The sequence below is a fragment of the Aquamicrobium soli genome, from assembly GCF_042646345.1.
In the GTDB taxonomy this organism is placed as follows: domain Bacteria; phylum Pseudomonadota; class Alphaproteobacteria; order Rhizobiales; family Rhizobiaceae; genus Mesorhizobium; species Mesorhizobium soli_A.
The window spans coordinates 625,858-646,234 of sequence record NZ_JBHRTK010000012.1 but is presented as its reverse complement, the minus strand read 5'-3'; the positions used below and the strand labels follow the sequence as shown (position 1 = coordinate 646,234).

The window sequence follows — 20,377 nt, the reverse complement described above, 5'->3', positions numbered from 1 at the left end:
CCGGCGGCCCGGCGACCGGCCGGGTTACTTGGTCCCGGCGCGCTCGATGGCCTCGACGATCATCTTCTTGGCATAGGCGGCATCCCGCCAGCCGCCGAGCTTGACCCACTTGCCGGGCTCAAGATCCTTGTAGTGCTCGAAGAAGTGCGCGACCTGGTCGAGCGTGATCTGCGGCAGGTCGGTGTAGTTGGATACGTTTTCGTAGCGCTTGGTCAGGTGCGGCGACGGCACCGCGATGACCTTCTCGTCCATGCCGGCGTTGTCTTCCATCAACAGCACGCCGATCGGCCGCACATTGATGACGCAGCCGGGAATCAGCGCGCGCGTGTTGCAGACCAGCACGTCGATCGGGTCGCCGTCACCCGACAGCGTATGCGGCACGAAGCCGTAATTGCCGGGATAGCGCATCGGCGTGTACAGGAAGCGGTCGACGACCAGCGTGCCGGCATTCTTGTCCATCTCGTATTTGATCGGCTCGCCGCCGACGGGCACCTCGATGATGACGTTGACATCCTCGGGCGGATTGCTTCCGGTGGTGATCGCTTCGATGCGCATGGTGGTGTTTCCTCTATCGTTGCCGATCCGATAGCGGTTGGTGTCGCGGCAGGCAATGCGGCGATTCGTTCAACATCGATGTCGGATTGAAAAGAAGCGCGGGCAACGACGCGCCTGGGGTCATTCCCAGACGAAAGCGACCTTCTTCAGCGCCTTCTGCTCGAACACCTCGACGCCCTCGGCGATGTCGCGGCCGCCGGCGCCGGCATAGAAGGAAAGCGCGTTCTGGTTTTCCTCCAGCGCCCACACGACCAGCCCCTTGAGGCCGTTGTCGGCAAGCCTGGCGCGGGCCGCGGCAAACAGGCGGCTGCCCAGCCCGATGCCCTGGTACTCCGGCCGCAGGTAGAGTTCGTAGATTTCGCCCTGCTGCTTCAGTTCGCGGGCGCGGTTGCGTCCGACCGTGGTGTAACCGGCGATGCGGCCGCCGATCTCGATGACCAGCACGGTAGCGGCGCGGCGGATGGCGTTGGCCCACCAGTCGGGACCGCGCCGGTTGATCATCGCCATCAGCGCCTTGTGCGGGATGATGCCGGCATAGGCTCCCTGCCAGGCCTGCTGGTGCACGTCTGCGATCGCGACGGCGTCACGCGGTTCGGCCTTGCGGATGTCGATCGTCAACGTGTTCATAGTTTCTTAACCATAAACGCGTGCCGGGCGAATGCAAGATATCCAGCGTCATCGGGGCTGCGTTTTTCACCGCACCCGCCGTTTGCCGCACGCTGCGAAACGCCTCCGCACCCTTGCCTAAGTCATGGAAAAGTCGGCGGTTTCGGGCAGGTCGGGGTTCGGGATCGTCGGACGGGAAAACGCCCCGTCCAGCCAAAACATTGCAATTAAAAGATAAATGTGCTCCTATTGAACAAACATTCAATATGGAAGACGCTCCGATGAACGCGCATCTGCTTGACGTGGCCGTGCCCAACGACTGGGATCGCCGGGGCCTGCCGGGCTGGAGCTACCATTCGCAGGCCCTTCTCGAACTGGAGAAGGAGCATGTCTTTCGCAACCACTGGCAGATCGCCTGCCATGTTTCGGACATACCGGAAGCCGGCGACTATCTCGCCATGGACGTGGTCGGCGAGCGGGCGCTGATTCTGCGCGGCAAGGACGGCGTGGTGCGCGCCTTCAACAATATGTGCCGGCATCGAGGCAGCCGCGTCGTCGCCGACGACAAGGGCCACTGCCGCAACGCGCTGGTGTGCCCCTTCCACGGCTGGGTCTACAACCTCGACGGCACGCTTCGGGGGGCGGCGCGCCCGGCCACCTTCCCCGAACTCGACAGGAACGAGTTCGGCCTGCTGCCGCTCGACGTGGAAATCTGGATGGGCTTCGTCTTCATCCGCATCGGCAGCGGCCCGCAGCCTTCCGTTGCCGAACTGATGAAGCCCGTCGAGGCGGAGATGGCGCATTACCGATCCGAGACCATGGTGCCGGCTTCCGGCGTCTGGACGCAAACCTCACCGGTCAACTGGAAATCGGTGCGCGACGTCGACAACGAGGGCTACCACGTCGCCATGGCGCATCCGGCGTTGCAGGACCTTTACGGGCCGACCTATTTCGACGAACCGTTTGTCAACGGCCTGTCGCGCTCCTTCGCCACCTATAACCGCAATGCCGGCCGCCGCTGGAGCGTGCGCCGCTACACCGCGCTCGCGCCCGAGCAGGCGCGCCTGCCGGACTACCTGAAGAACGCCTGGGTCTATTACGGCATCTTCCCCAATGCCGTCATTTCGTTGATGCCGGAATCGGTGCAGTTCTACCAGGAGTTTCCGCTGTCGACCGGGCAGACGCTGCTGCGCGGCGCCGTCTACCGCTACCGCGACGAATCGCGAGCGCAGGCGGCGGCGCGCTACCTTTCCTACCGGATCGACCGCGACACGATGAGCGAGGACGTGCAGTTGACCGTGTGGTCGAACGAATCGATGCTGTCGCGTTCCTTCAACGGTTTCTATTTGTCCGACCTGGAATATGGCGTGCGCACCCACCACGACCATCTGCGCAAGGTGCTGCCGGTGCTTACCCGCGAAACCGCGCCCGAGGAAAAGGAGATGGCGGCGCTGAACGAAAGGCTACGCACGCAACAGGCTGGGTAAAGCGCTATGCCGCCTGCGCCGGTGCGGGTTCGGCCGGCTTCGGCCGCCTCGAAACCATGTCCTTGGCCGCGATCAGCGCACCGGCGGTGATCAGCACGCAGGCGGCCGCCACCGACCAGTGATAGGCGCCGTAGCCGGCCGCGAGCAGCACCACTGTGGAGAACAGCGGCGCGGCGTAGGACAGCGCGCCGAGCACCATGATGTCGCCGTGCTTGCAGCCCCAGTCCCAGGCGTAGAAGCCGGCGCCGAGCGGGATCGTGCCGAGCACGGCGATCGCCACCCACTGCGTCGCGGTTTGCGGAACGACCGTCGTCTCGAGCCCGAGATGCAGGGTGAAGGCGACGGCGGCGGTGATCAGGCAATAGCCGGCGACCACGTCGGTCGGCACCGCGCCGAAGCGGCGCGACAGCACCGAGTAGCCGGACCAGACGAAGGCGCAAAACAGCGCGATGACATGGCCGGTCCGGATGCCGTCGGCCAGCCCGACGCTGCCGCCCTTGGTGATGACGATCACCGCGCCCGCCAACCCCAGGAGCACGCCGACCAGATGATGGGCGCGCAGCCGTTCGCCCGGCAGGAAGGCGGCGAACACCACGATCAGCAACGGCCACAGATAGGCGATCAGGCTCGCCTCGACCGGCGGCGCCGACTGGATGGCGAAGAAATAGGCGCAGTGATAGATGCAGAGCCCGGCGACGCCGAGCGCCCATACCGGCCAAGGCTGGCGCAGCGAGCGGATGGCCTGCGGGCGAAACAGCCAGCTTCCAGCGCCGACCATGCCGCCGAGGAAAAAGGTCATCGCCGCCAGTTGGAACGGCGGCACCTGCCCGGACGCGGTCGACAGCAGCGCCAGGAAGGACCATGTCAGGATCGCGGCAAAGCCGATCAGCGTGGAGAAGGTTCTGGTCATCGGGGCACCGGGGAAAATTTATCCGCCGCCTCTGCCATGGAATCCCCGCACCACGCTGTTCGGGATCGACCGGTTTCTGTCAGACGCGCGACACCCGGTACGAGCAGTCACGGCGCGAGGGAAGGCATGCCGCAGCAACGCAGATCGGATGCTTGCCACGGCACTCGGGAAGCCCTAGGAGCCGCCGGCAGCAGCGTCGCTGCCGCAGCCAAAGGCCTTTCCCCTCCATGCGTGTTCGCGATATCGTCGACTACCTCTTCCTGGCCGTGGCGTGGGGCTTGTCCTTCCTCGTCCTGGTCAAGGTCGTCGCCGCCTTCGGCTGGGTGGGCGCGGTGACGTTGCGCTGCCTGCTGGCCAGCGCGACGCTGATGGGCATGGCCAGGGTTTTGCGGCGCAACTTCTCCTTCAGCCTCGGCTGGCGGCCCTATGCCGTCGTCGGCGCCACCACGGTGGCGGGGCAGTTGATCGGCCTGTCCTACGGCACGCCGCTGATCGGCACCGCCATGTCCGCGATCCTGGTGGCGGCCATTCCGCTGTTTTCCATGATGATCAGCCAGTTCTGGGGGCTCGAGCGGCTGACGACGCCCCGGCTGGTCGGGCTGCTGCTGGGCATGGGCGGCATCGTGCTTCTGGTCGGCTTCCCCGCGGTGCCGGTAACGACCACTTTCCTACTCGGCTGCGCGGCCTGCATATCCGCGTCGTTTTCGGCGGCTTTCGGCAGCAACTACGCCAGCCTGCACCTGCGGACGGCCGGCTCGCTGGAAGTCGCGGCGGGGTCGTTCCTCGCCGGCGGCCTGATGACGCTGCCGCTTCTGCTGGTGGTGCCGGTCCCCGCCATGCCGGGCCCGGTCGATTTCCTCTATCTGGTCATCCTGGCCTGCGTCATGAGCGCCCTGACCTACGTGATCTATTTCAGGCTGGTGTCGACGATCGGGCCGACGCGGGCCATCAGCGTCGAATTCGCGGTGACGGTCATCGCCGTGCTGGTGGGGGCCCTGCTGCTCAGGGAACCGCTTACCCCGATCCAGATCGGCGGCGCCGCCATCATCGTCGCCGGCTGCATGCTGGTGCTCGGCGTCCTGCCCCGGCGACGCCCCCGCCGCCAGGCCTGAACCGGCGACCTCGCCTCCCGCGTCAGCCCTGCCAGACGCCTTCCTTGCGCAGTTCCTCCATGGTGCGCGAAATGCCTTCGCGCAGGATGTCCACCAGGGTATCGATCTGGCCGCGGGTGATGACGAGCGGCGGCGACATCACGCACATGTTGATCAGCGGCCGCACCAGGAGCCCCAGTTCCTGGCAATGCCGGTCGATGCGCTCGCCGACATTTGTGTCCAGTTCGAGCGGGTTCTTGCTCTCGCGGTCGGCCACGCATTCGACGCAGGCCATCAGCCCCATGCCGCGCACCTCGCCGACCAGCGGCAGTTCCTCCAGCGATTTCAGCCGCGCCTGGAAGTAGGGGGCGACTTCGCGCGCATGCGCCAGCACGCCGCCCTCCAGCAGGTCGAGGTTCTTCAACGCCACGGCGCAGCCGACCGGATGGCTGGTATAGGTCAGGCCGTGGCCGAACAGCGCGTCCGGATGGTTGGAGCGGCGCAGGCCTTCCAGCAGCCGTTCCGAAATGACGACACCGCCAAGCGGAAAATAGCCGGAAGTGACGCCCTTGGCGAAGGTGATCATGTCGGGGTCGAGGCCGAACACCTCCCCGGAGGCGAAGATCGAGCCGAGCCGGCCGAAGGCGGTGACGACCTCGTCCGCGATGAACAGGATGTCGTTGACGCGGCAGATCTCGCGAATCCGCTTCAGGTAGTTGTCCGGCGGCACGATGACGCCGCCCGAGGCCTGCACCGGCTCGCCGATGAAGGCGCCGATCCTTTCCGCGCCGATGCGGGCCACCGTGTCGCGGAACTCTTCCACCAGGAAATCGCCGAAGGCCTCGATGCTCATGCCCTGCGGGCGGCGGAACGGATCGGGCGCCGTCAGCTTGACGGCGATGGCGTCGAGGCCGTCCATCCAGTCGTGGGAGCGCGGGCGCCCGTTGAGCGAGGCCGACAGGTAGGTGGAGCCGTGATAGGCGCCGCCGCGCGACAGGATCAGCTTCTTGTCCGGCCGGCCCTTGACGTTGTTATAGAACTGCATGAAGCGCAGCGCCGTCTCCACGGCGGTGGAGCCGCCGGTGGTGAAGAAGACATGGCTGAGGTCGCCCGGCGCGTGACCGGCGATGCGCTGCGCCAATTGCGCCGACGGCGCGTTCATCGTGTACCAGGGCGTATTGTAGGAAAGCTGCATCGACTGGTCGTACATGACCCTTGCAAGCTCTTCGCGGCGGTGGCCGACATTGGTGCACCACATGCCGGCAGGACCGTCGATCAGGCGCTTGCCCATGGCGTCGGTGATGTAGATGCCGTCGCCCTCGCCGATCAGCGTGCGCGCCTCCGCCCCCGCCGAGCCGGCATAGGGCCAGGGCTGCACCAGATGGCGCGTGGCCAGGCCCACGGCGTCGTCCGCCTCGCCGGCAGCGCCGGCCTCTTCCGCCACCATGCTCTTGCGTATCGCTGCCATCGATGATCCCGTCTTTGCTTACACTGCCCGCGGACTGAATTCCCGCCGGCGCCGGTACGATCTCCAAGCGTTGGAAATCGCCCTTTTCCTCACGCCATATTGAATGTCCATTCAATCAATATTACAGAAATAGCGCTTGATTTCAACGTGCGAATACGCTCATGATGAAAGAAAGCCGGCCGGGGAAAGCCGGCGCCCCGGGAGGGCAGCATAGTGGCAATGCTCAGTCCGACAAACCCTATCGCGCGGGGTCTTCCACGATGACCGCGGTGGCGGAACGGCCTTTGCGCCCGGCTGCGGCGCAGGCCGGCCGCAAGGCCATCCTGCAATCCGAATCCACGCAGGGACTGGCGCTGATCAGCCCCACCCTGCTCTATGCGCTGGTGTTCCTGTTCGTGCCGATCCTGGTGGTGATCGCGCACTCCTTCTGGACGCAGCATTACCTCACCATCGACCGCACCTTCACCCTGGAGAACTACCGCGTCGCACTGACCGAGCCGATCTACCGCGACCTGTTGTGGCGTTCCCTCTATATCTCGGTGATGGTGAGCGTCCTTACCGTCGTCTTCGCCTACCCCATCGCCTACTATATTTCCTTCCACGGCGGGGCGCGCAAAGGCCTGTGGCTGTTCCTCATCACTATCCCGTTCTGGACCAGCTATCTCTTGCGCGTCATGGCGTGGAAGGTGATCCTCGGCTATAACGGCGTGCTCAATTCGGGCCTGATGGGCCTCGGCATCACCAGCGAGCCGACCACGGCGCTGCTCTACAATTCGAGCGCCGTCATCATCACGCTCACCCATGCCTGGGCGGCCTTTGCCGTGCTGCCGATCTTCGTGTCGCTGGAAAAGGTCGACCGCACGCTGGTCGAGGCTGCCACCGACCTCGGCGACGGCCCGCTGCGCAGTTTCCTGCGGGTAACGCTGCCGCTCTCCATGCCCGGTGTCATTGCCGCCCTGCTGATCGTGATGATCCCGACCGTCGGCGACTATGTGACGCCCAAGCTGGTCGGCGGCAAGGACGGCGTCATGATCGCCAACGCCATCCAGGCGCAGTTCGGCAAGGCCGCCAACTGGCCGCTGGGGGCAGCGCTTTCCGTCACCACCATGGCCGTCGTCACCGCCATGGCAGGGGCAGCCGTGCTGATCCTGCGCCGCGCCGCCAGGCTGGCGCGATGAAGGGCCGGTTCGCCCGCTTCCTCCCAGGCGGCCGCTGGCTCGGCCTCTACGCGCTGGTCTACGTGATCTTCCTCTACCTGCCGGTGATCTTCCTGCCGATCTTTTCGGTCAATACGGCGGCGACGCCGAAATTTCCGTTCACCGGCTTTACCTGGAAATGGTACGAGCAATTGCCGCACACGCCGGCCCTGCTCGACGCCGCATGGAACAGCCTGGTGGTCGGCATCTCGGCCTCGGTGCTGTCGACCGTCTTCGGCATCCTCGCCGCGCGCGCCATCACCCGCTACCGCTTCCCCGGCCGCCGGCCGATCAACGGGCTGATCATGGCGCCGCTGGTGCTGCCGGAGATCATCATCGCCATTTCCATGCTGCTGGTGATGCTGCAACTGGGCCTCAGCCTGTCGCTGTTCACGGTGGTGCTCGGCCACATCCTCATCTGCATCCCCTATTCGATGACGGTGCTGACCTCGGGCTTCGAAGGGTTCGACCGCAGCCTCGAGGAAGCCTCGGCCGACCTCGGCGAGACGGCTTTCGGCACGTTCCGGCGCGTGACCCTGCCGATGGTGGCGCCGGCGATCATTTCCAGCCTGCTGGTGTCCTTCACCATCTCGCTCGACGAATTCATGATCGCCTTCTTCCTTACCGGGACCGAGCCGACGCTGCCGATCTATATCTGGGGCCAGTTGCGCTTTGCCGCCAAGCTGCCCGGCGTGCTGGCGCTCGGCACGCTGCTGCTCCTCGCCTCCTTCCTGATGATGACGCTCGCCGAAATCCTGCGCCGCCGCGCGGCCAATCGCGCCCATACCGAAGGAGGCGTCTATGCCTGAGCGCACGATATCGGATCGCACCATGCCGGATCGCGTCATGATCGAGATCGACCGCGTCACCCGCAGCTACGGCGCCTTCAAGGCGCTGGACGACGCCAATTTGACGATCCGCGAAGGTGAGTTCTTTTCGCTGCTGGGACCTTCGGGCTGCGGCAAGACCACGCTTTTGCGGATGATCGCCGGCTTCGACAACCCGACCACTGGCACCATTGCCGTCGATGGCCAGCCGATGGCGGGCATTCCGGCCAACCGCCGCCCGACCAACATGGTGTTCCAGAGCTACGCCATCTTCCCGCATCTCAATGTCGAGCAGAACGTCGCCTACGGGTTGAAGCGGCTGAAGCTCGGCACGGCGGAGGAAAGGCGCCGGGTCGAGGAAGCGCTGGCGCAGGTTTCGCTGACCGGCCTGGGCAAGCGCGGCGCGACCGAACTGTCCGGCGGCCAGCGCCAGCGCGTGGCGCTCGCCCGCGCGCTCGTGATGCGGCCGAAGGTGCTCTTGCTCGACGAGCCGCTGTCGGCGCTCGACAAGAAACTGCGCGAGCAGATGCAGGTGGAACTGCGGCGCCTGCAAAAGGCCGTCGGCATCACCTTCGTGCTGGTGACGCACGACCAGTACGAGGCGCTGGCCATGTCCGACCGCATTGCGGTGATGTTCGGCGGCAGGATCGCGCAGGTGGATTCGCCCAAGGACATCTACCAGCGCCCGGTCAACCGCCAGGTCGCGGACTTTCTTGGGGGCATGAACTTCGTGCGCGCCGATATCGTCGAGGAAACCGGCACCTCGCTGACCGTGGATACCCTGGGCTTCGGCCGCGTCCGGACCGACAAGCCCTCAGCCTTCGTGCGCAACGGCGGCACCGCCACGCTGGGGATCAGGCCGGAGCGGCTGCGCGTCCTGTGGGACGACGAAAGATCCGAGTTCGAGGTCGCCGGCGAAGTCGTCGAACGGCATTATTTCGGCGAAGTGACGCATCTGGTCGTGAAGATACCGGGCTTCGAGGCGCCGCTGTCTGTCATCGAGACCAACGATTTCGGCGCCGACGACCTCCCGCTCGGCGCCGAAATCCGCCTCGCCTACGATCCCGAGGCGCTGGTGGCGATGGCGGATTGACGCGCGCTTGCCGACAGGGTGCACTGTCGGCATGCTTCAACCCGACCCATTTCCCCCGACCGGCCTGCGCAAGCTCTCGTCCGCGGACTGCGCCGAGTTCTGGGAACGCTACGCGGCCCTTCGGCCCGGCCTGCGCCTCTACCGCGGCAACCGGTATTCGCGCTGGCGGCCGGTGGCCGGAACCGACATCTTCATCTCGCTTTACCTGACCAACCGCAGCGTCGGCCTGTTCGTGCGCGGGGAGCGCGGGCTGTCGCTGAAGGGGGCGGCGCGCAAGCTCGACCTTTACGAACCGCGCCTGGGGATCGCCCTCGGCGTTGCGGCCGCCAGCGGCGGCTACCCGTACCTGGCGCGGCTGGCGCTGCCGGCGACCGACGTCGCCGCCTGGCCGCGCGGCCAGCAATGGCTTCTGGAACGAGAAACGTTCTATCACGCCACGCTGGCCCGCATCGTCGGCGGCATCGAGGATGCGGCCGGCAGTTCCCTCAATAGCCGGCTTTGATCTTCTCGAACTCGGCGATCATCTTGAGCTTGAGATCGGAGGGGACGGGCGACTGGAACAGCGTCTTGTCGACGAATTTGTGCACGTCGTCATAGCCCTTTTCCTTCAGCACGGCCGGGTCGACCCCTTCCATGCCCTTGGCGTTGGCCTGCCCGTAGCCCCAGTCGCCGACCAGCACCTTGGCGACCTCGGGGTCGTTGACGGCGTTCAGGTAGTCATAGGCCTTGTCGATGCTGCCGGGCGCGTCCTTGAACAGCACGTAGCCGCACACCCAGGTCGACATGCCCTCGTCGGTGTCCTTCTTCGACTTGATCGGCGCACCGTTTGCGACCGATTGCACGGTGGCGTCATTCCACGCCCAGGCGAGATCGATCTCGCCGCCGGAAAGGGCCTGCACGATGTCGGTGGTGTCGGTCCAGTAAAGGCGGACGTTCTTGTGCACCTGGCGCAGGAAGTCGGAGGCCTGCTTGAACTGGTCGTCCGTCATCTTGGTCCAGTCCTTGAGGCCGATGGCAAGGCTCGCCAGCGCATAGGCGTCGTCGACATTGTCGCCGATCGAGACGCGATCCTTGAACTTCGGATCGGCGAAGGCCTTGAGCGACTGGACGTCCTTTTCGTCCACCTTCTCGGAATTGTAGGTGAGCTGGGTGTCGCCCCAGTCCCACGGCATGAACCACGCCTTGCCGTTCTCGTCGGTGGCGAGGTTCTTCATCGCCATGATGCCGGGCAACAGATCGTTCCACCCGGTGATCTTCGAGGTGTCGAGCGGCTGCAGCAGGCCGGCCTCCCGCCACTTGGTCACGCTTTGCGAGCAGGGATGGCCGAGATCGGCCTTGAAGCCGGAGCGCAGTTTCTCGAACGCCTCGTCCTCGTCGCCGAAGAAGGCGAAGGTGGGGGAATCGCCGTGCTTCTCGACATATTCGGGATGGAAGCTCGGGTCCTCGTAGCCTGCCCAGTCGAAGATCGTCAGGCCCTGGTCGTCGGCCCTTGCGAAAGATGCCGCAGAGGCCGCCAGCGTACCTGCCAGCGCCAGGGTTAATGTCAGGCGTCGGGTCAGTCGTTTCATCGTTCCATCCTCCCGTTTGGTTCCGATAATTATGGTTCCGTCGCGTCCCGCCCGGTGCCGGCGCGCGCAAAATGCCTGGGAAAGGCGGTCGCCAGGAAGGCGTTGGCGCCGGCCAGCGCCGTCTCGCGCGATACGTCGTCGGCCCCTATCATCAGCCTGAGCCACAACCCTTCCAGCATGGTGCTCAGCGCCAGCGCGATCGGCTCCGGATCGTAGTCGTAGCCGGCCTCCGCCTTGAGCAGGGTGCACAGTTCCACGATGGTGCCTTGATAGGCCTTGTCGCGGGCGCCGCTCAGCGCCTGGTAGGTCGGCCGCGACTTGGCCTCGCCCCAGAAGGCGCACCAGGCGGCAAGCTTGCGCCGGTTGCAGACGGCGCGGTCGAAATCGGCGGCGACCAGCGCCTGCAGCCGCGAGGCCGGGTCCTCGCCGGCCTTGTCGAGCGCCGCGCGCCAATGGGCGGCGTACTCGTCGTACATGTATTGGAGCGTCGCGATCAGCAACTTCTCCTTGCTCTCGAAATGGAAATTGACGATGCCGCGCGACAGCTTGGCGCCGTCGGCCACGTCCGCCATCGTCGTGTCTGAATAGCCGCGCTTGGCGAGTGAATCGATGGTCGCCTCGATCAGTTGCTGGCGGCGCACTTCCTTGGAAGCCTTGCGGCTGCGTTTCTCCTTGTCGCTCTTCTTCGGGATGTCACGTATCGGTGGCGTTCCGGTATTCATCAGGGCAAAGGCCTCCAGCATGGCCGGTTATCCGGCTATCCGTCCGCTCAGATGAGCAGGACATGCTGGGGCGCTGTCAAGAGGCCGGCGCGGCTTGCCAGAAGGGGTCCGGTGGCGGAAAGTCCCGGCGGTTGCCCCGGGATGTGCCCGCTCTCGCTCATCGGTCCGATTCATGCGTCCAATCTCGATACCTGGCTGCCGCAGCCGAAGCAAAAGCGTATCCCATCGACCGCAAAACGCAACATCATTTGTTGAACATTCATTCAATATGACTGGACAGGTCGGCTCCGGCCGTGCCACTTTCCCCAAAGGGAGGGCAGCGGGCCGCGCCGGAGCGGGCCGCCGGTGCCGGCCTGCGTTCGACGCTTGCGGAGTGCGGGAGCCGAAATGAAGAAATGGGACGCGATCGTCATCGGGGGCGGCCACAACGGGCTCGTCAACGCCTGCTACCTGCAGCGGGCAGGGCTCGATGTCCTGGTGGTGGAAAAGAACGACTGGGTCGGGGGCGCTGCGACCAGCCGCTCGCATATGCCGGGCTTCGTCTATTCCAACTGCTCCTATGTCTGCTCGCTGTTCCGGCCCGAGATCATGCGCGACCTGGAACTGCCGCGCTTCGGACTGCAGGTCATCGCCTATGAAGGCGGCGCGGTGCTGACGCAGGACGGCGACTATCTCGGCAATTATCGCGACCATCACGCACACCGGCGCGAATTCGCCCGTTTCTCGAAGCGTGATGCCGAAGCCTATGAGCGCTACGCGCGCGACGTGACCCGGCAGTGCCGCTTCATCCAGCCGCTGTTGATGCGCACCGCGCCGGACCCGACCAGCTTCCGGCCACGCGACCTCGGCGAGCTGCTCTATCTCGGCAGGAAATTCGCCGATCTCAGCCCGGACGAGATGGGGCTGACGCTGCGCTTCTGGACCATGTCGATCGCCGAATTCCTCGACGAATATTTCGAGACGGACGTCATCAAGGCGAATTTCGCCATTTCCGGCATCATCGGCACCGCACTTGGGCCGATGTCGCCCGGCACCGCCTATGTACTTTTGCATCACTATATGGGCGAGGTCGACGGCTCGGTCGGCGCCTGGGGCTATGCGCGCGGCGGCATGGGCGCGGTCACCAAGGCGCTGGCGGCTTCCTTCCAGGCCAGCGGCGGCACCATCCGCACCGGCGCCGAGGTCGAGCGCGTGCTGGTCGGCGGCGGCAAGGCGACCGGGATCGTGCTGGCGGGGGGCGAGGAGATCGACGGCAAGCTGGTCGTCTCCAACGCCGACGTGAAGCGCACCTTCCTCAAGCTGGTGGAAGAGAAGGAACTGCCGGAAACTTTCCTGCGCCGGGTAAAGAACTTCAAGATCAGGGGCTCGTCGGGCAAGGTCAACATCGCGTTGGACTCGATGCCGGAATTCCCGGCCCTGCCGAAGGATTCGCCCTGCCTGCGCGGAGACCTGCACTTCACCGATTCCGTGGAGCGGATGGAGCGCGCCTATGACGACTGGAAGGCCGGCACGTGGTCGGCCGATCCCTTCCTCGACATGATGATCCCGACCACGCTCGACCCGACCATGGCCGCGCCGGGCAAGCACTTCATGAGCTGCTTCGTGCAATACGCGCCGCCGAAGATCCATGGCCGCGACTGGACCGACGCCGACCGCGACGGTTTCGCCGAAAGCGTGGTCTCGCAGATCGCCGCCTATTCGCCCGGCTTCCGCGACCGCATCGTTCACATGGAGGTGCGCACGCCGCGCGAACTGGAGGCCGAGGTCGGCCTCACCGAAGGCAACATCTTCCAGGGGGAACTGACCTTCGACCAGCTTCTGTTCAACCGTCCGGTGCCGGGCTACGCGCAGTATCGTTCGCCGGTCGGCGGGCTTTATATCTGTGGCTCCTCCACCCATCCGGGCGGCGGCGTCATGGGCGCGCCCGGTCGCAACGCCGCCGCCGAAATCTTGCGCGACCTTGCCCGACCGGCCCAGCATATGAGCCCCGCCCATGACGTCATTTGATTTGCCCAAATGGGACGCTGTCGTCATCGGCGGCGGCCACAACGGCCTGGTCTGCGCCGCCATGCTCGCCAGGAGCGGACGCAAGGTTCTGGTGCTGGAAGCCAGCCCCGAGATCGGCGGCTGCGCCCGCACGGAAGAATTTTTCCCCGGCTTTCGAGTCTCGACCGCACATGTGCTCAATCGGCTGAGTGCCGAGGTCGTGAAGGCGCTTGAACTGGACGAGTACGGGGCGGGAAATGCGTTGCATACCCCCACCCCTGACCCCTCCCCACAAGGGGGAGGGGGACCTAGCCGCGACTTCTCCGCATCCCCCTCCCCCTTGCGGGGAGGGGTCAGGGGTGGGGGTATCGGCGCCGCCACCTTCGCTCCCTCGGTCGCCCTCTCCCCGGACGGCGACCACCTCACGCTGCACGGCGCCTATGGCGAAACGCTTTCCGGCGCGAGTGATGCCGAACAGGCCGCATGGAGGGAACTGCGCGCGCAGCTTCTGCGCTATGCCGGCGTGCTGAAGCCGCTGCTTTCCCGCCGCCCACCCGACCTCGGCGACCTGTCGCTCGGCGACAAGTTCTCGCTCAGCGGCACGGCGCTGGCGCTGAAGCGGCTGGGCCGCGAGGACATGCGGGATTTCCTGCGCGTTCTGCTGATGAACGTCGCCGACCTGACCGACGAACAGCTTGCCGACGACCGACTGAAAGGTCTTCTGGCCTTCGACGCCGTGCTGGGCGCGCATCTCGGCCCGCGCTCGCCGACCTCGCTGCTCGGCCTGTACTATCGTCTGGCCGGCGAGATCGACGGCGTGGCGGGCGCGCAGGCCGTGCCGCACGGCGGGATGGGCGCGATCATCGCCGCCATCCGCACAGCGGCGGAAAGGGCCGGGGTGAACATCCGCGTCGGCCAGTCGGTAAGCAGGATCACGGTCGAGGCCGGCCGCGCCACCGGCGTCGTACTTGCCGACGGCGAGGAAATCCGCGCGCGCACCGTCATTTCGGCAATCAACCCGGCGACGACCTTCCTCGACCTCGTCGGGGCGCGGGAACTCGACACCGGCTTCGTGCGCAAGGTCAAGAACATCCGCATGAAGGGCGATGCCGCCAAGCTCCATCTGGCGCTGGACCGGCCGCCGCAGTTCAGCGGCCTAGAGGCGGCTCAGGTCGGTCGGCTGGTCATCGCCCCCTCGACCAATCACGTCGAACGAGCGTTCAATCCGTCGAAATACGGAGAGTTCTCGCCGGAGCCGGTGATGGAGATCACCCTGCCCTCGCTCGCCGACCCGTCGCTGGCCCCCGACGGCGCCTGCGTGCTCTCGGCGGTGGTGCAGTACGCGCCCTACGCCCTGAGGGAGGGCTGGGAAACCGGCAAGCCGAAGTTTCTGGCGGCGATCATGGCGCAACTGGAAGCCTATGCGCCCGGCATCGGCAAGCTGGTGCGCCACGCCGAACTGCTGACGCCGGCCGACATCGAAACTCGCTACCGCATGCCGGGCGGCCACTGGCATCACGGCGAGCTGCAGGCCGACCAGATGCTGGTGTCGCGCCCGGTCGCCGGCTGGTCCGGCTACGATACGCCGATCGACGGCCTGTTCCTGGCCGGCGCCGGCTCGCATCCGGGCGGCGGCGTTTCCGGCCTGCCGGGCCTCAACGCGGCAAGGCGGATGATGGAAAGGAGGGACAGGTGATGGATATCCCGGCTTCGTCTCGCCGCGCCGCCCAGCTTCATTTCCACACGCTGCGGGCGGGCACCCCGTTCCAGCCGCGCATCGACGAACTGGCGAAGACGCAGGACTGGTACGACTGGTCCGGCTACCGCGCGCCCGCTTCGCTGTGGGACGAGGAACTGGAATATTTCGCCATCCGCAGCCAGGCGGCGCTATTCGATATTTCGCCGATGACCAAGTACCGCATCGACGGGCCGGAGGCAGAGGCTTTCTGCAACCGGCTGACGCTGCGCGACGTGGCCAGGTTGAAGCCCGGCCGCGTGCACTACACCGCCTGGTGCGACGATGCCGGCCATGTGCTGGACGACGGCACCCTGTTCCGGCTTTCGCCGACCCGCTTCAGGCTGTGCGCGCAGGAACGCCACCTGCCGTGGCTGCTCGATTCCGCCATCGGCTTCGACGTCGCGATCGAGGAGGAAACGGAAGCCGTCGCCGGGCTGGCCCTGCAGGGGCCGACCTCGTTCGCGGTGCTCCACGAGGCCGGCTTCGCCGGCGTCGAGCGGCTGAAGGTCTTCGACCTCGCCGAATTCGCGCATGACGGCGCAACCGTCGTCATCTCGCGCACCGGCTTCACCGGCGACCTTGGCTACGAACTGTTCGTGCCGGCCGAGCGGGCTCTGTCCTTATGGGACCGATTAATGAAGGCGGGCGAACTGCACGGCATCCGCGCCATCGGCTACACCGCGCTCAACCGCGCTCGGCTGGAGGCAGGCCTGATCGTCGCCAATTCGGACTTCGTCACCGCCGAGCACGCGATCCGCGCCGACCGGCTGCGCATGCCCGATGAGATCGGCCTCGGCTTCATGGTCGATCCGGCGAAGGGCCATTTCAACGGCCGCCGCGCCATTCTTGAAGCACGGAAGAGGAAAAAACTGCGCCATGTGCTGGTCGGGCTGGAGGTCGAGGGCAATATTCCGGCCGAGCACGCCATCGTCTATCACCGGAAGTCGCGAGAGGTCGGGCTGGTCAGCGCCGCCATGTGGTCGCCGATGGCCAAGCGCAACATCGCCCTCGCCTCGCTGGAGCACCCCTATGGCGACCGCATCACCGACGATCTCTGGGTGGAAATCTACGCGATGCGCGAACTGAAATACGAGAAGATGATGAAGCGGGCGAAGGTGGTGCCCCGCCCCTTCATCCGGCTCGAGCGCCGCACCGCCACCCCGCCGGCGGACTTTTGACGGCGATGGCCGATGAAGCGGAAGCCGCCGAGCAGTGGCGGCTGGTCAACACCCCGCTCGGCGAGGAATGGTCCGGCCGCACCCGCTATGCGGCGGCCATGTATTTCCACAAGCGCGGCGAGATGGATGCGGAAACGCTGGAAGTCTACCGCATCTGCGCCCGGCTCGACCGCGAGGACCCGCTGCCGATCATCCGCGAGCGCGGCGTGGGCAGAAGATGGCTCGAACGGATGACGTCAGAGTCCTCTTGAAAAACCGTCAGGCAGTGGCGAAAACGGTGACCGGCGAGCACCGGAGTGGAGCGTACATCAGGTACGTGAGCACCGGCGCGGAGCCGGACGCCGTTTGCAGCCCGGCCTCACGGAGTTTTCAAGAGGTCTCCTAGCCGATCACGCGTTCCAGCATGCCCACCCAGTTCTTCCAGGCGATCTTTTCGATCAGTTCCTCGCCGTAGCCATGCTTGCGCAGCGCGTCGATCAGGTTTGGCAGGCCGGCGACGTCGCCGATCTCGTCGGAAATCCCCGCCCCGTCGAAATCCGAGCCGAAGCCGACGCCGTCTTCGCCCAGCGCCTCCAGCAGCGCATCGACATGACGCACCATGATGTCGAGCCCGACCTTGCGGTCCGACGAGCCGCGCGGGTCGAGGAACCCGGTGGCGAAGTTGAGCCCGACCATGCCCTTGCTGTCGCGGATGGCGCCAAGCTGCCAGTCGGTCAGGTTGCGCGCGCTGGCGCTGATCGAATGGACGTTGGAGTGGGTGGCGACCAGCGGCGCGTCGCTGAGTGCCGCCACGTCGCGAAAGCCCTTCTCGTTGAGATGGGAAAGGTCGATCTGGATCTTCAGCCGGTTGCAGGCTTTCACCAGCGCCTTGCCGGCGTCGGTCAGGCCGTCGCCGATGTCGGGCGAGGCGGGAAAGCGGAACGGCACGCCATGGCCGAAAGCGTTAGGCCGGCTCCACACGATTCCGAGCGAGCGCAGGCCGGCCGCGTGAAGCACGTCCAGCGCGGCGAGATCGGTGTCGATCGCTTCCGCGCCCTCGATATGGAACACCGCGGCGAGCGAGCCGCGCGCCATCGCCGCGCGGATATCGGCGGCGCTGCGGCAGACGGTGAGCGCGCCGGCGCGCTCCAGCCTGAACAGGATCGAGGCCATGCCGAGCGTCGAGGTCCGCGCCTCGTCGATCGACAGGCGCGGCGCCATCGGCTCGTCGTTGCCGGGCATGGTCGAGGCGCCGACGGGCTTGGGCGGCCGCTCCTCCTCGACCGGCGGCGGGAACATCGCGAACATGCCGCCGGCGAAGCCGCCCTTTTTCGCGCGCGGCAGGTCGATGTGCCAGTTGGCCGGCGCGCCTTCCATGAACAGTTTTTCCTTGTCGGCCTGCTGCGTCATGTAGAGCTTGAGCAACGTGTCGTTATGGCCGTCGAAGACCGGAACGAGAGGAGCTTGTGACATCGGGGCAACTCGTTTCATGGGGAGGAGGGTCCCTCCTGTTTAGGCAGAAGTGTGGGCCTGCGCAAATGCCGTCTTCGACTTCATCCCGTCTTCAACTTCGCTCCCCGTCTTCAACTTCACCCTTGTGGCGGCGCGTCTGGAATGCTGGAAAGGGGTGAACGGTACCTCGGGGACAGCCATGGCCAACACGCTCTACGATGCGCTTTTTCTCGCCCATGAGGGGAGTGAAAAAACGTTCCTGGCGCTGAAGGACCGCCGTGCCGTCAGCTACGGCGCGTTCCTGCGGCAGACCGCGCGCTTCGCCCATGCGCTGAGGGCATGCGGGGTCGAACCGGGCGACCGGGTCGCGTTGCAGGCGAAGAAATCGCCCGAGGCGCTGGCGGTCTACGCCGCCTGCGTCGCGGCGGGCGCCGTGTTCCTGCCGCTCAACATCGCCTATACGCCGAGCGAGGTCGACTATTTCGTCAGCGACGCGCAAGCGAAGCTTCTGGTCTGCGACGGCGCCGGCGCCTCGGCGCTGGAGCCGGTCGCGGCCGGGGCCGGCGCACGGTTGCTGACGCTGAACGGCGACGGGTCGGGAACGCTTGCCGATCTGGCGCGCGGGCAGCCGGAGCGCTTCGAGCCGGCGGAGCGGCGTTCCGACGACCTGGCAGCCTTCCTCTACACTTCCGGCACCACCGGCCGCTCGAAAGGCGCGATGCTGACGCAGGACAACCTTTTGTCCAATGCCGAGGCGCTCGTCGAAACCTGGCGCTTCACCGAAAGCGACGTGCTGCTGCACGCGCTGCCGATCTTCCACACGCATGGCCTGTTCGTCGCCACCAACACCATCCTGCTTGCCGGCGGCTCGATGATCTTCCTGCCGGCCCTCGACATCGACGACCTGATCGCGATGATGCCGCAGGCGACGACCATGATGGGGGTGCCGACCTTCTACACCCGCCTTCTCGCCGATCCCCGCCTGACCCGCGAACTGACGTCGCATATGCGGCTGTTCGTTTCCGGCAGCGCGCCGCTGCTGGCCGATACCCATGTCGAGTTCGAGCGGCGCACCGGCAAGAAGATCCTCGAGCGCTACGGCATGACCGAGACCAACATGAACACCTCCAACCCCTATGACGGCGAGCGCCGCGCCGGCACCGTCGGCCGCCCGCTGCCCGGGGTGGACCTGCGCATCGTCGAGCCCGAGAGCGGCCGGCCGGTGGCGACCGGCGAGGTCGGCATCATCGAGGTCAAGGGCCGCAACGTCTTCAAGGGCTACTGGAAAATGCCGGAAAAGACGCGCGAGGAATTCCGCCCTGACGGCTTCTTCATCACCGGCGACCTCGCCACGCTCGATGCGGATGGCTACGTCACCATCGTCGGCCGCGCCAAGGATTTGATCATCGCCGGCGGCTACAACATCTACCCGAAGGAAGTGGAACTTCTGCTGGACGAGGAACCCGGCGTGCTGGAATCGGCGGTGATCGGCGTGCCGCATCCCGACCTCGGCGAGGCCGTGGTCGCCGTGGTCGTGCCCCGGGCGGGGGCGACGCTGGACGAGGCGGCGCTGCTTGCCGCCATCGCCCCGAAGCTCGCGCGCTTCAAGCAGCCGCGCCGCGTCTTTTCCATCGCGGAACTGCCGCGAAACACCATGGGCAAGGTGCAGAAGAACGCGCTGCGGGAGCGCTTCAAGGGCGTTTTCGCCTAGCCGCTTGCCTTCCGCTCCGGACTGGGCAGGGTAATCGCATATGGCGTGCCAGTGTGGGTCGAGCCTTACAGGCGATTGCCCTGCACCGGAGGAAGGGAGAAAACCGCGTCAGGACATGGTGTCCAGCTTGCGCTGCATGGCCGCGATCTGTTCCTTCAGTTCCTGCAGGTCGCCGGCCTTCTCCGCCTCGTCCTTGTTCGCCTCGCCCTTTTCTTCGCCCTGCGGAGCATCGGCAGCGCCGCCGGCCTGCGGGAACGGCGTGAACATGCGCATCGCGTTCTGGAACATCTCGATGTTGCGGCGCGTCTGCTCCTCCAGCGCCTTCATTGGCGACTTCATGACGTCAATGGGCGATTGCGCCAGCGAGGCCTTCATCTGCGCGCGGAACCGTTCCTGCTCCTTGGAAAAGGCGATCATCGATTGCTCGAGGAAGCTCGGCACCACTGCCTGCATCTGGTCGCCGTAGAAGGCGATCAACTGGCGCAGGAAGGAAACCGGCAGCATGTTCTGCCCGTCCTTGTTCTCCAGTTCGAAAATGATCTGCGTCAGCACGGGGTGGGTGATGTCCTCCCCCGTCTTGGCATCCTGGACCGTGAATTCCTCCCCCTTCTTGACCATCTCGGCCAGATCCTCGAGCGTCACATAGGTGCTCGTGCCCGTGTTGTAGAGCCGCCGGTTCGCGTACTTCTTGATCACCACCGGTTCGTCTTTTGCCGCCATCAGTCTCCTCCGGCGACCGGCCCGCCTTCGATCGAACAGGCCGGTGGCATTGCGTCTGGGGCCGAGGATATGCGCAAAGTCGATGCAATT

The 20,377-nt window shown here is 65.9% G+C and carries 19 protein-coding genes; 11 read left to right on the top strand and 8 right to left on the bottom strand.

Translation table 11 applies throughout. From position 1 onward, the window contains the following. Positions 1-24: 24 nt before the first annotated feature. The gene (gene ppa / locus ACFOHJ_RS12900) at positions 25-555 is read right to left on the bottom strand and encodes an inorganic diphosphatase (RefSeq protein ID WP_378220981.1); all 531 of its coding nucleotides are present in this window, start codon (positions 553-555) and stop codon (positions 25-27) included. A gap of 120 nt (positions 556-675) precedes the next feature. Continuing rightward, positions 676-1,182 carry a GNAT family N-acetyltransferase gene (locus ACFOHJ_RS12895; protein ID WP_378220980.1) on the bottom strand — a complete coding sequence of 169 codons (507 nt, stop codon included), beginning with the start codon at positions 1,180-1,182 and terminating at the stop codon, positions 676-678. A 260-nt stretch (positions 1,183-1,442) separates the two neighbouring features. On the opposite strand from ACFOHJ_RS12895, the gene ACFOHJ_RS12890 reads away from it, so the two are divergent. Next, the gene (locus tag ACFOHJ_RS12890; protein WP_378220978.1) at positions 1,443-2,648 is read left to right on the top strand and encodes an aromatic ring-hydroxylating oxygenase subunit alpha; all 1,206 of its coding nucleotides are present in this window, start codon (positions 1,443-1,445) and stop codon (positions 2,646-2,648) included. Positions 2,649-2,652: 4 nt separating this feature from the next. Here the strand turns inward: ACFOHJ_RS12890 and yddG are convergent, their stop codons facing one another. Next, positions 2,653-3,558 carry an aromatic amino acid exporter YddG gene (yddG, locus tag ACFOHJ_RS12885; RefSeq protein WP_378220976.1) on the bottom strand — a complete coding sequence of 302 codons (906 nt, stop codon included), beginning with the start codon at positions 3,556-3,558 and terminating at the stop codon, positions 2,653-2,655. 227 nt (positions 3,559-3,785) lie between these two features. Here yddG and ACFOHJ_RS12880 point away from each other — a divergent pair, with 227 nt between their 5' ends. Further along, complete coding sequence (locus ACFOHJ_RS12880; protein WP_378220974.1) at positions 3,786-4,670, top strand: DMT family transporter; 885 nt, start codon at positions 3,786-3,788, stop codon at positions 4,668-4,670. Between the two features lie 22 nt (positions 4,671-4,692). Here ACFOHJ_RS12880 and ACFOHJ_RS12875 read toward each other — a convergent pair whose 3' ends face one another. Beyond that, a complete protein-coding gene (locus ACFOHJ_RS12875; RefSeq protein WP_378220973.1) occupies positions 4,693-6,117 on the bottom strand; it encodes an aminotransferase in 1,425 nt (474 codons plus the stop codon). Between the two features lie 260 nt (positions 6,118-6,377). On the opposite strand from ACFOHJ_RS12875, the gene ACFOHJ_RS12870 reads away from it, so the two are divergent. Genes ACFOHJ_RS12870 through ACFOHJ_RS12855 form a run of 4 tightly spaced genes read left to right on the top strand, consistent with a single transcriptional unit; the run spans position 6,378 to position 9,735 of the window. Further along, complete coding sequence (locus tag ACFOHJ_RS12870) at positions 6,378-7,295, top strand: ABC transporter permease (RefSeq protein ID WP_378220971.1); 918 nt, start codon at positions 6,378-6,380, stop codon at positions 7,293-7,295. After that, positions 7,292-8,122 (top strand): ABC transporter permease, encoded by an 831-nt coding sequence (locus ACFOHJ_RS12865; protein WP_378220969.1) that lies wholly within the window; start codon positions 7,292-7,294, stop codon positions 8,120-8,122. Before ACFOHJ_RS12870 ends, ACFOHJ_RS12865 begins: the two co-directional genes overlap by 4 nt. A gap of 37 nt (positions 8,123-8,159) precedes the next feature. After that, entirely contained in the window at positions 8,160-9,233 is a 1,074-nt protein-coding gene (locus ACFOHJ_RS12860; protein WP_378221569.1) for an ABC transporter ATP-binding protein, read from the top strand. A gap of 31 nt (positions 9,234-9,264) precedes the next feature. Next, entirely contained in the window at positions 9,265-9,735 is a 471-nt protein-coding gene (locus ACFOHJ_RS12855) for a hypothetical protein (RefSeq protein WP_378220967.1), read from the top strand. Here the strand turns inward: ACFOHJ_RS12855 and ACFOHJ_RS12850 are convergent. Together ACFOHJ_RS12850 and betI are read right to left on the bottom strand one after the other, a co-directional pair. After that, on the bottom strand, positions 9,719-10,801 hold the full coding sequence (locus ACFOHJ_RS12850; protein WP_378220965.1) for an ABC transporter substrate-binding protein: 1,083 nt from the start codon (positions 10,799-10,801) through the stop codon (positions 9,719-9,721). The genes ACFOHJ_RS12855 and ACFOHJ_RS12850 overlap by 17 nt on opposite strands. Before the next feature lie 29 nt (positions 10,802-10,830). Continuing rightward, entirely contained in the window at positions 10,831-11,544 is a 714-nt protein-coding gene (betI, locus tag ACFOHJ_RS12845; protein ID WP_378220964.1) for a transcriptional regulator BetI, read from the bottom strand. Between the two features lie 366 nt (positions 11,545-11,910). On the opposite strand from betI, the gene ACFOHJ_RS12840 reads away from it, so the two are divergent. Genes ACFOHJ_RS12840 through ACFOHJ_RS12825 form a run of 4 tightly spaced genes read left to right on the top strand, consistent with a single transcriptional unit; the run spans position 11,911 to position 16,676 of the window. Next, positions 11,911-13,530 (top strand): phytoene desaturase family protein, encoded by a 1,620-nt coding sequence (locus tag ACFOHJ_RS12840; RefSeq protein WP_378220962.1) that lies wholly within the window; start codon positions 11,911-11,913, stop codon positions 13,528-13,530. Further along, a complete protein-coding gene (locus ACFOHJ_RS12835) occupies positions 13,517-15,205 on the top strand; it encodes a phytoene desaturase family protein (protein ID WP_378220960.1) in 1,689 nt (562 codons plus the stop codon). The genes ACFOHJ_RS12840 and ACFOHJ_RS12835 overlap by 14 nt, the downstream gene beginning before the upstream one ends. Beyond that, entirely contained in the window at positions 15,205-16,425 is a 1,221-nt protein-coding gene (locus ACFOHJ_RS12830) for an aminomethyltransferase family protein (protein ID WP_378220958.1), read from the top strand. Before ACFOHJ_RS12835 ends, ACFOHJ_RS12830 begins: the two co-directional genes overlap by 1 nt. Positions 16,426-16,430: 5 nt before the next feature. Continuing rightward, on the top strand, positions 16,431-16,676 hold the full coding sequence (locus ACFOHJ_RS12825; RefSeq protein WP_378220956.1) for a hypothetical protein: 246 nt from the start codon (positions 16,431-16,433) through the stop codon (positions 16,674-16,676). A 130-nt stretch (positions 16,677-16,806) separates the two neighbouring features. Here the strand turns inward: ACFOHJ_RS12825 and ACFOHJ_RS12820 are convergent, their stop codons facing one another. Next, entirely contained in the window at positions 16,807-17,877 is a 1,071-nt protein-coding gene (locus ACFOHJ_RS12820; protein ID WP_378220955.1) for a dipeptidase, read from the bottom strand. A 178-nt stretch (positions 17,878-18,055) separates the two neighbouring features. On the opposite strand from ACFOHJ_RS12820, the gene ACFOHJ_RS12815 reads away from it, so the two are divergent. After that, positions 18,056-19,567 carry a malonate--CoA ligase gene (locus tag ACFOHJ_RS12815; protein ID WP_378221568.1) on the top strand — a complete coding sequence of 504 codons (1,512 nt, stop codon included), beginning with the start codon at positions 18,056-18,058 and terminating at the stop codon, positions 19,565-19,567. A 108-nt stretch (positions 19,568-19,675) separates the two neighbouring features. On the opposite strand, the gene phaR is transcribed toward ACFOHJ_RS12815, so the two are convergent. Beyond that, positions 19,676-20,287, bottom strand: coding sequence for a polyhydroxyalkanoate synthesis repressor PhaR (phaR, locus tag ACFOHJ_RS12810; RefSeq protein WP_378220953.1), 612 nt, complete (start codon positions 20,285-20,287; stop codon positions 19,676-19,678). Positions 20,288-20,377 lie beyond the last annotated feature (90 nt).

Bases quoted from the DNA above. Each gene is read 5' to 3' on its own strand.
- ppa (WP_378220981.1), bottom strand. From the start codon at position 555: ATGCGCATCGAAGCGATCACCACCGGAAGCAATCCGCCCGAGGATGTC.
- ACFOHJ_RS12895 (WP_378220980.1), bottom strand. From the start codon at position 1,182: ATGAACACGTTGACGATCGACATCCGCAAGGCCGAACCGCGTGACGCC.
- ACFOHJ_RS12890 (WP_378220978.1), top strand. From the start codon at position 1,443: ATGAACGCGCATCTGCTTGACGTGGCCGTGCCCAACGACTGGGATCGC.
- yddG (WP_378220976.1), bottom strand. From the start codon at position 3,558: ATGACCAGAACCTTCTCCACGCTGATCGGCTTTGCCGCGATCCTGACA.
- ACFOHJ_RS12880 (WP_378220974.1), top strand. From the start codon at position 3,786: ATGCGTGTTCGCGATATCGTCGACTACCTCTTCCTGGCCGTGGCGTGG.
- ACFOHJ_RS12875 (WP_378220973.1), bottom strand. From the start codon at position 6,117: ATGGCAGCGATACGCAAGAGCATGGTGGCGGAAGAGGCCGGCGCTGCC.
- ACFOHJ_RS12870 (WP_378220971.1), top strand. From the start codon at position 6,378: ATGACCGCGGTGGCGGAACGGCCTTTGCGCCCGGCTGCGGCGCAGGCC.
- ACFOHJ_RS12865 (WP_378220969.1), top strand. From the start codon at position 7,292: ATGAAGGGCCGGTTCGCCCGCTTCCTCCCAGGCGGCCGCTGGCTCGGC.
- ACFOHJ_RS12860 (WP_378221569.1), top strand. From the start codon at position 8,160: ATGATCGAGATCGACCGCGTCACCCGCAGCTACGGCGCCTTCAAGGCG.
- ACFOHJ_RS12855 (WP_378220967.1), top strand. From the start codon at position 9,265: ATGCTTCAACCCGACCCATTTCCCCCGACCGGCCTGCGCAAGCTCTCG.
- ACFOHJ_RS12850 (WP_378220965.1), bottom strand. From the start codon at position 10,801: ATGAAACGACTGACCCGACGCCTGACATTAACCCTGGCGCTGGCAGGT.
- betI (WP_378220964.1), bottom strand. From the start codon at position 11,544: ATGCTGGAGGCCTTTGCCCTGATGAATACCGGAACGCCACCGATACGT.
- ACFOHJ_RS12840 (WP_378220962.1), top strand. From the start codon at position 11,911: ATGAAGAAATGGGACGCGATCGTCATCGGGGGCGGCCACAACGGGCTC.
- ACFOHJ_RS12835 (WP_378220960.1), top strand. From the start codon at position 13,517: ATGACGTCATTTGATTTGCCCAAATGGGACGCTGTCGTCATCGGCGGC.
- ACFOHJ_RS12830 (WP_378220958.1), top strand. From the start codon at position 15,205: ATGGATATCCCGGCTTCGTCTCGCCGCGCCGCCCAGCTTCATTTCCAC.
- ACFOHJ_RS12825 (WP_378220956.1), top strand. From the start codon at position 16,431: ATGGCCGATGAAGCGGAAGCCGCCGAGCAGTGGCGGCTGGTCAACACC.
- ACFOHJ_RS12820 (WP_378220955.1), bottom strand. From the start codon at position 17,877: ATGTCACAAGCTCCTCTCGTTCCGGTCTTCGACGGCCATAACGACACG.
- ACFOHJ_RS12815 (WP_378221568.1), top strand. From the start codon at position 18,056: ATGGCCAACACGCTCTACGATGCGCTTTTTCTCGCCCATGAGGGGAGT.
- phaR (WP_378220953.1), bottom strand. From the start codon at position 20,287: ATGGCGGCAAAAGACGAACCGGTGGTGATCAAGAAGTACGCGAACCGG.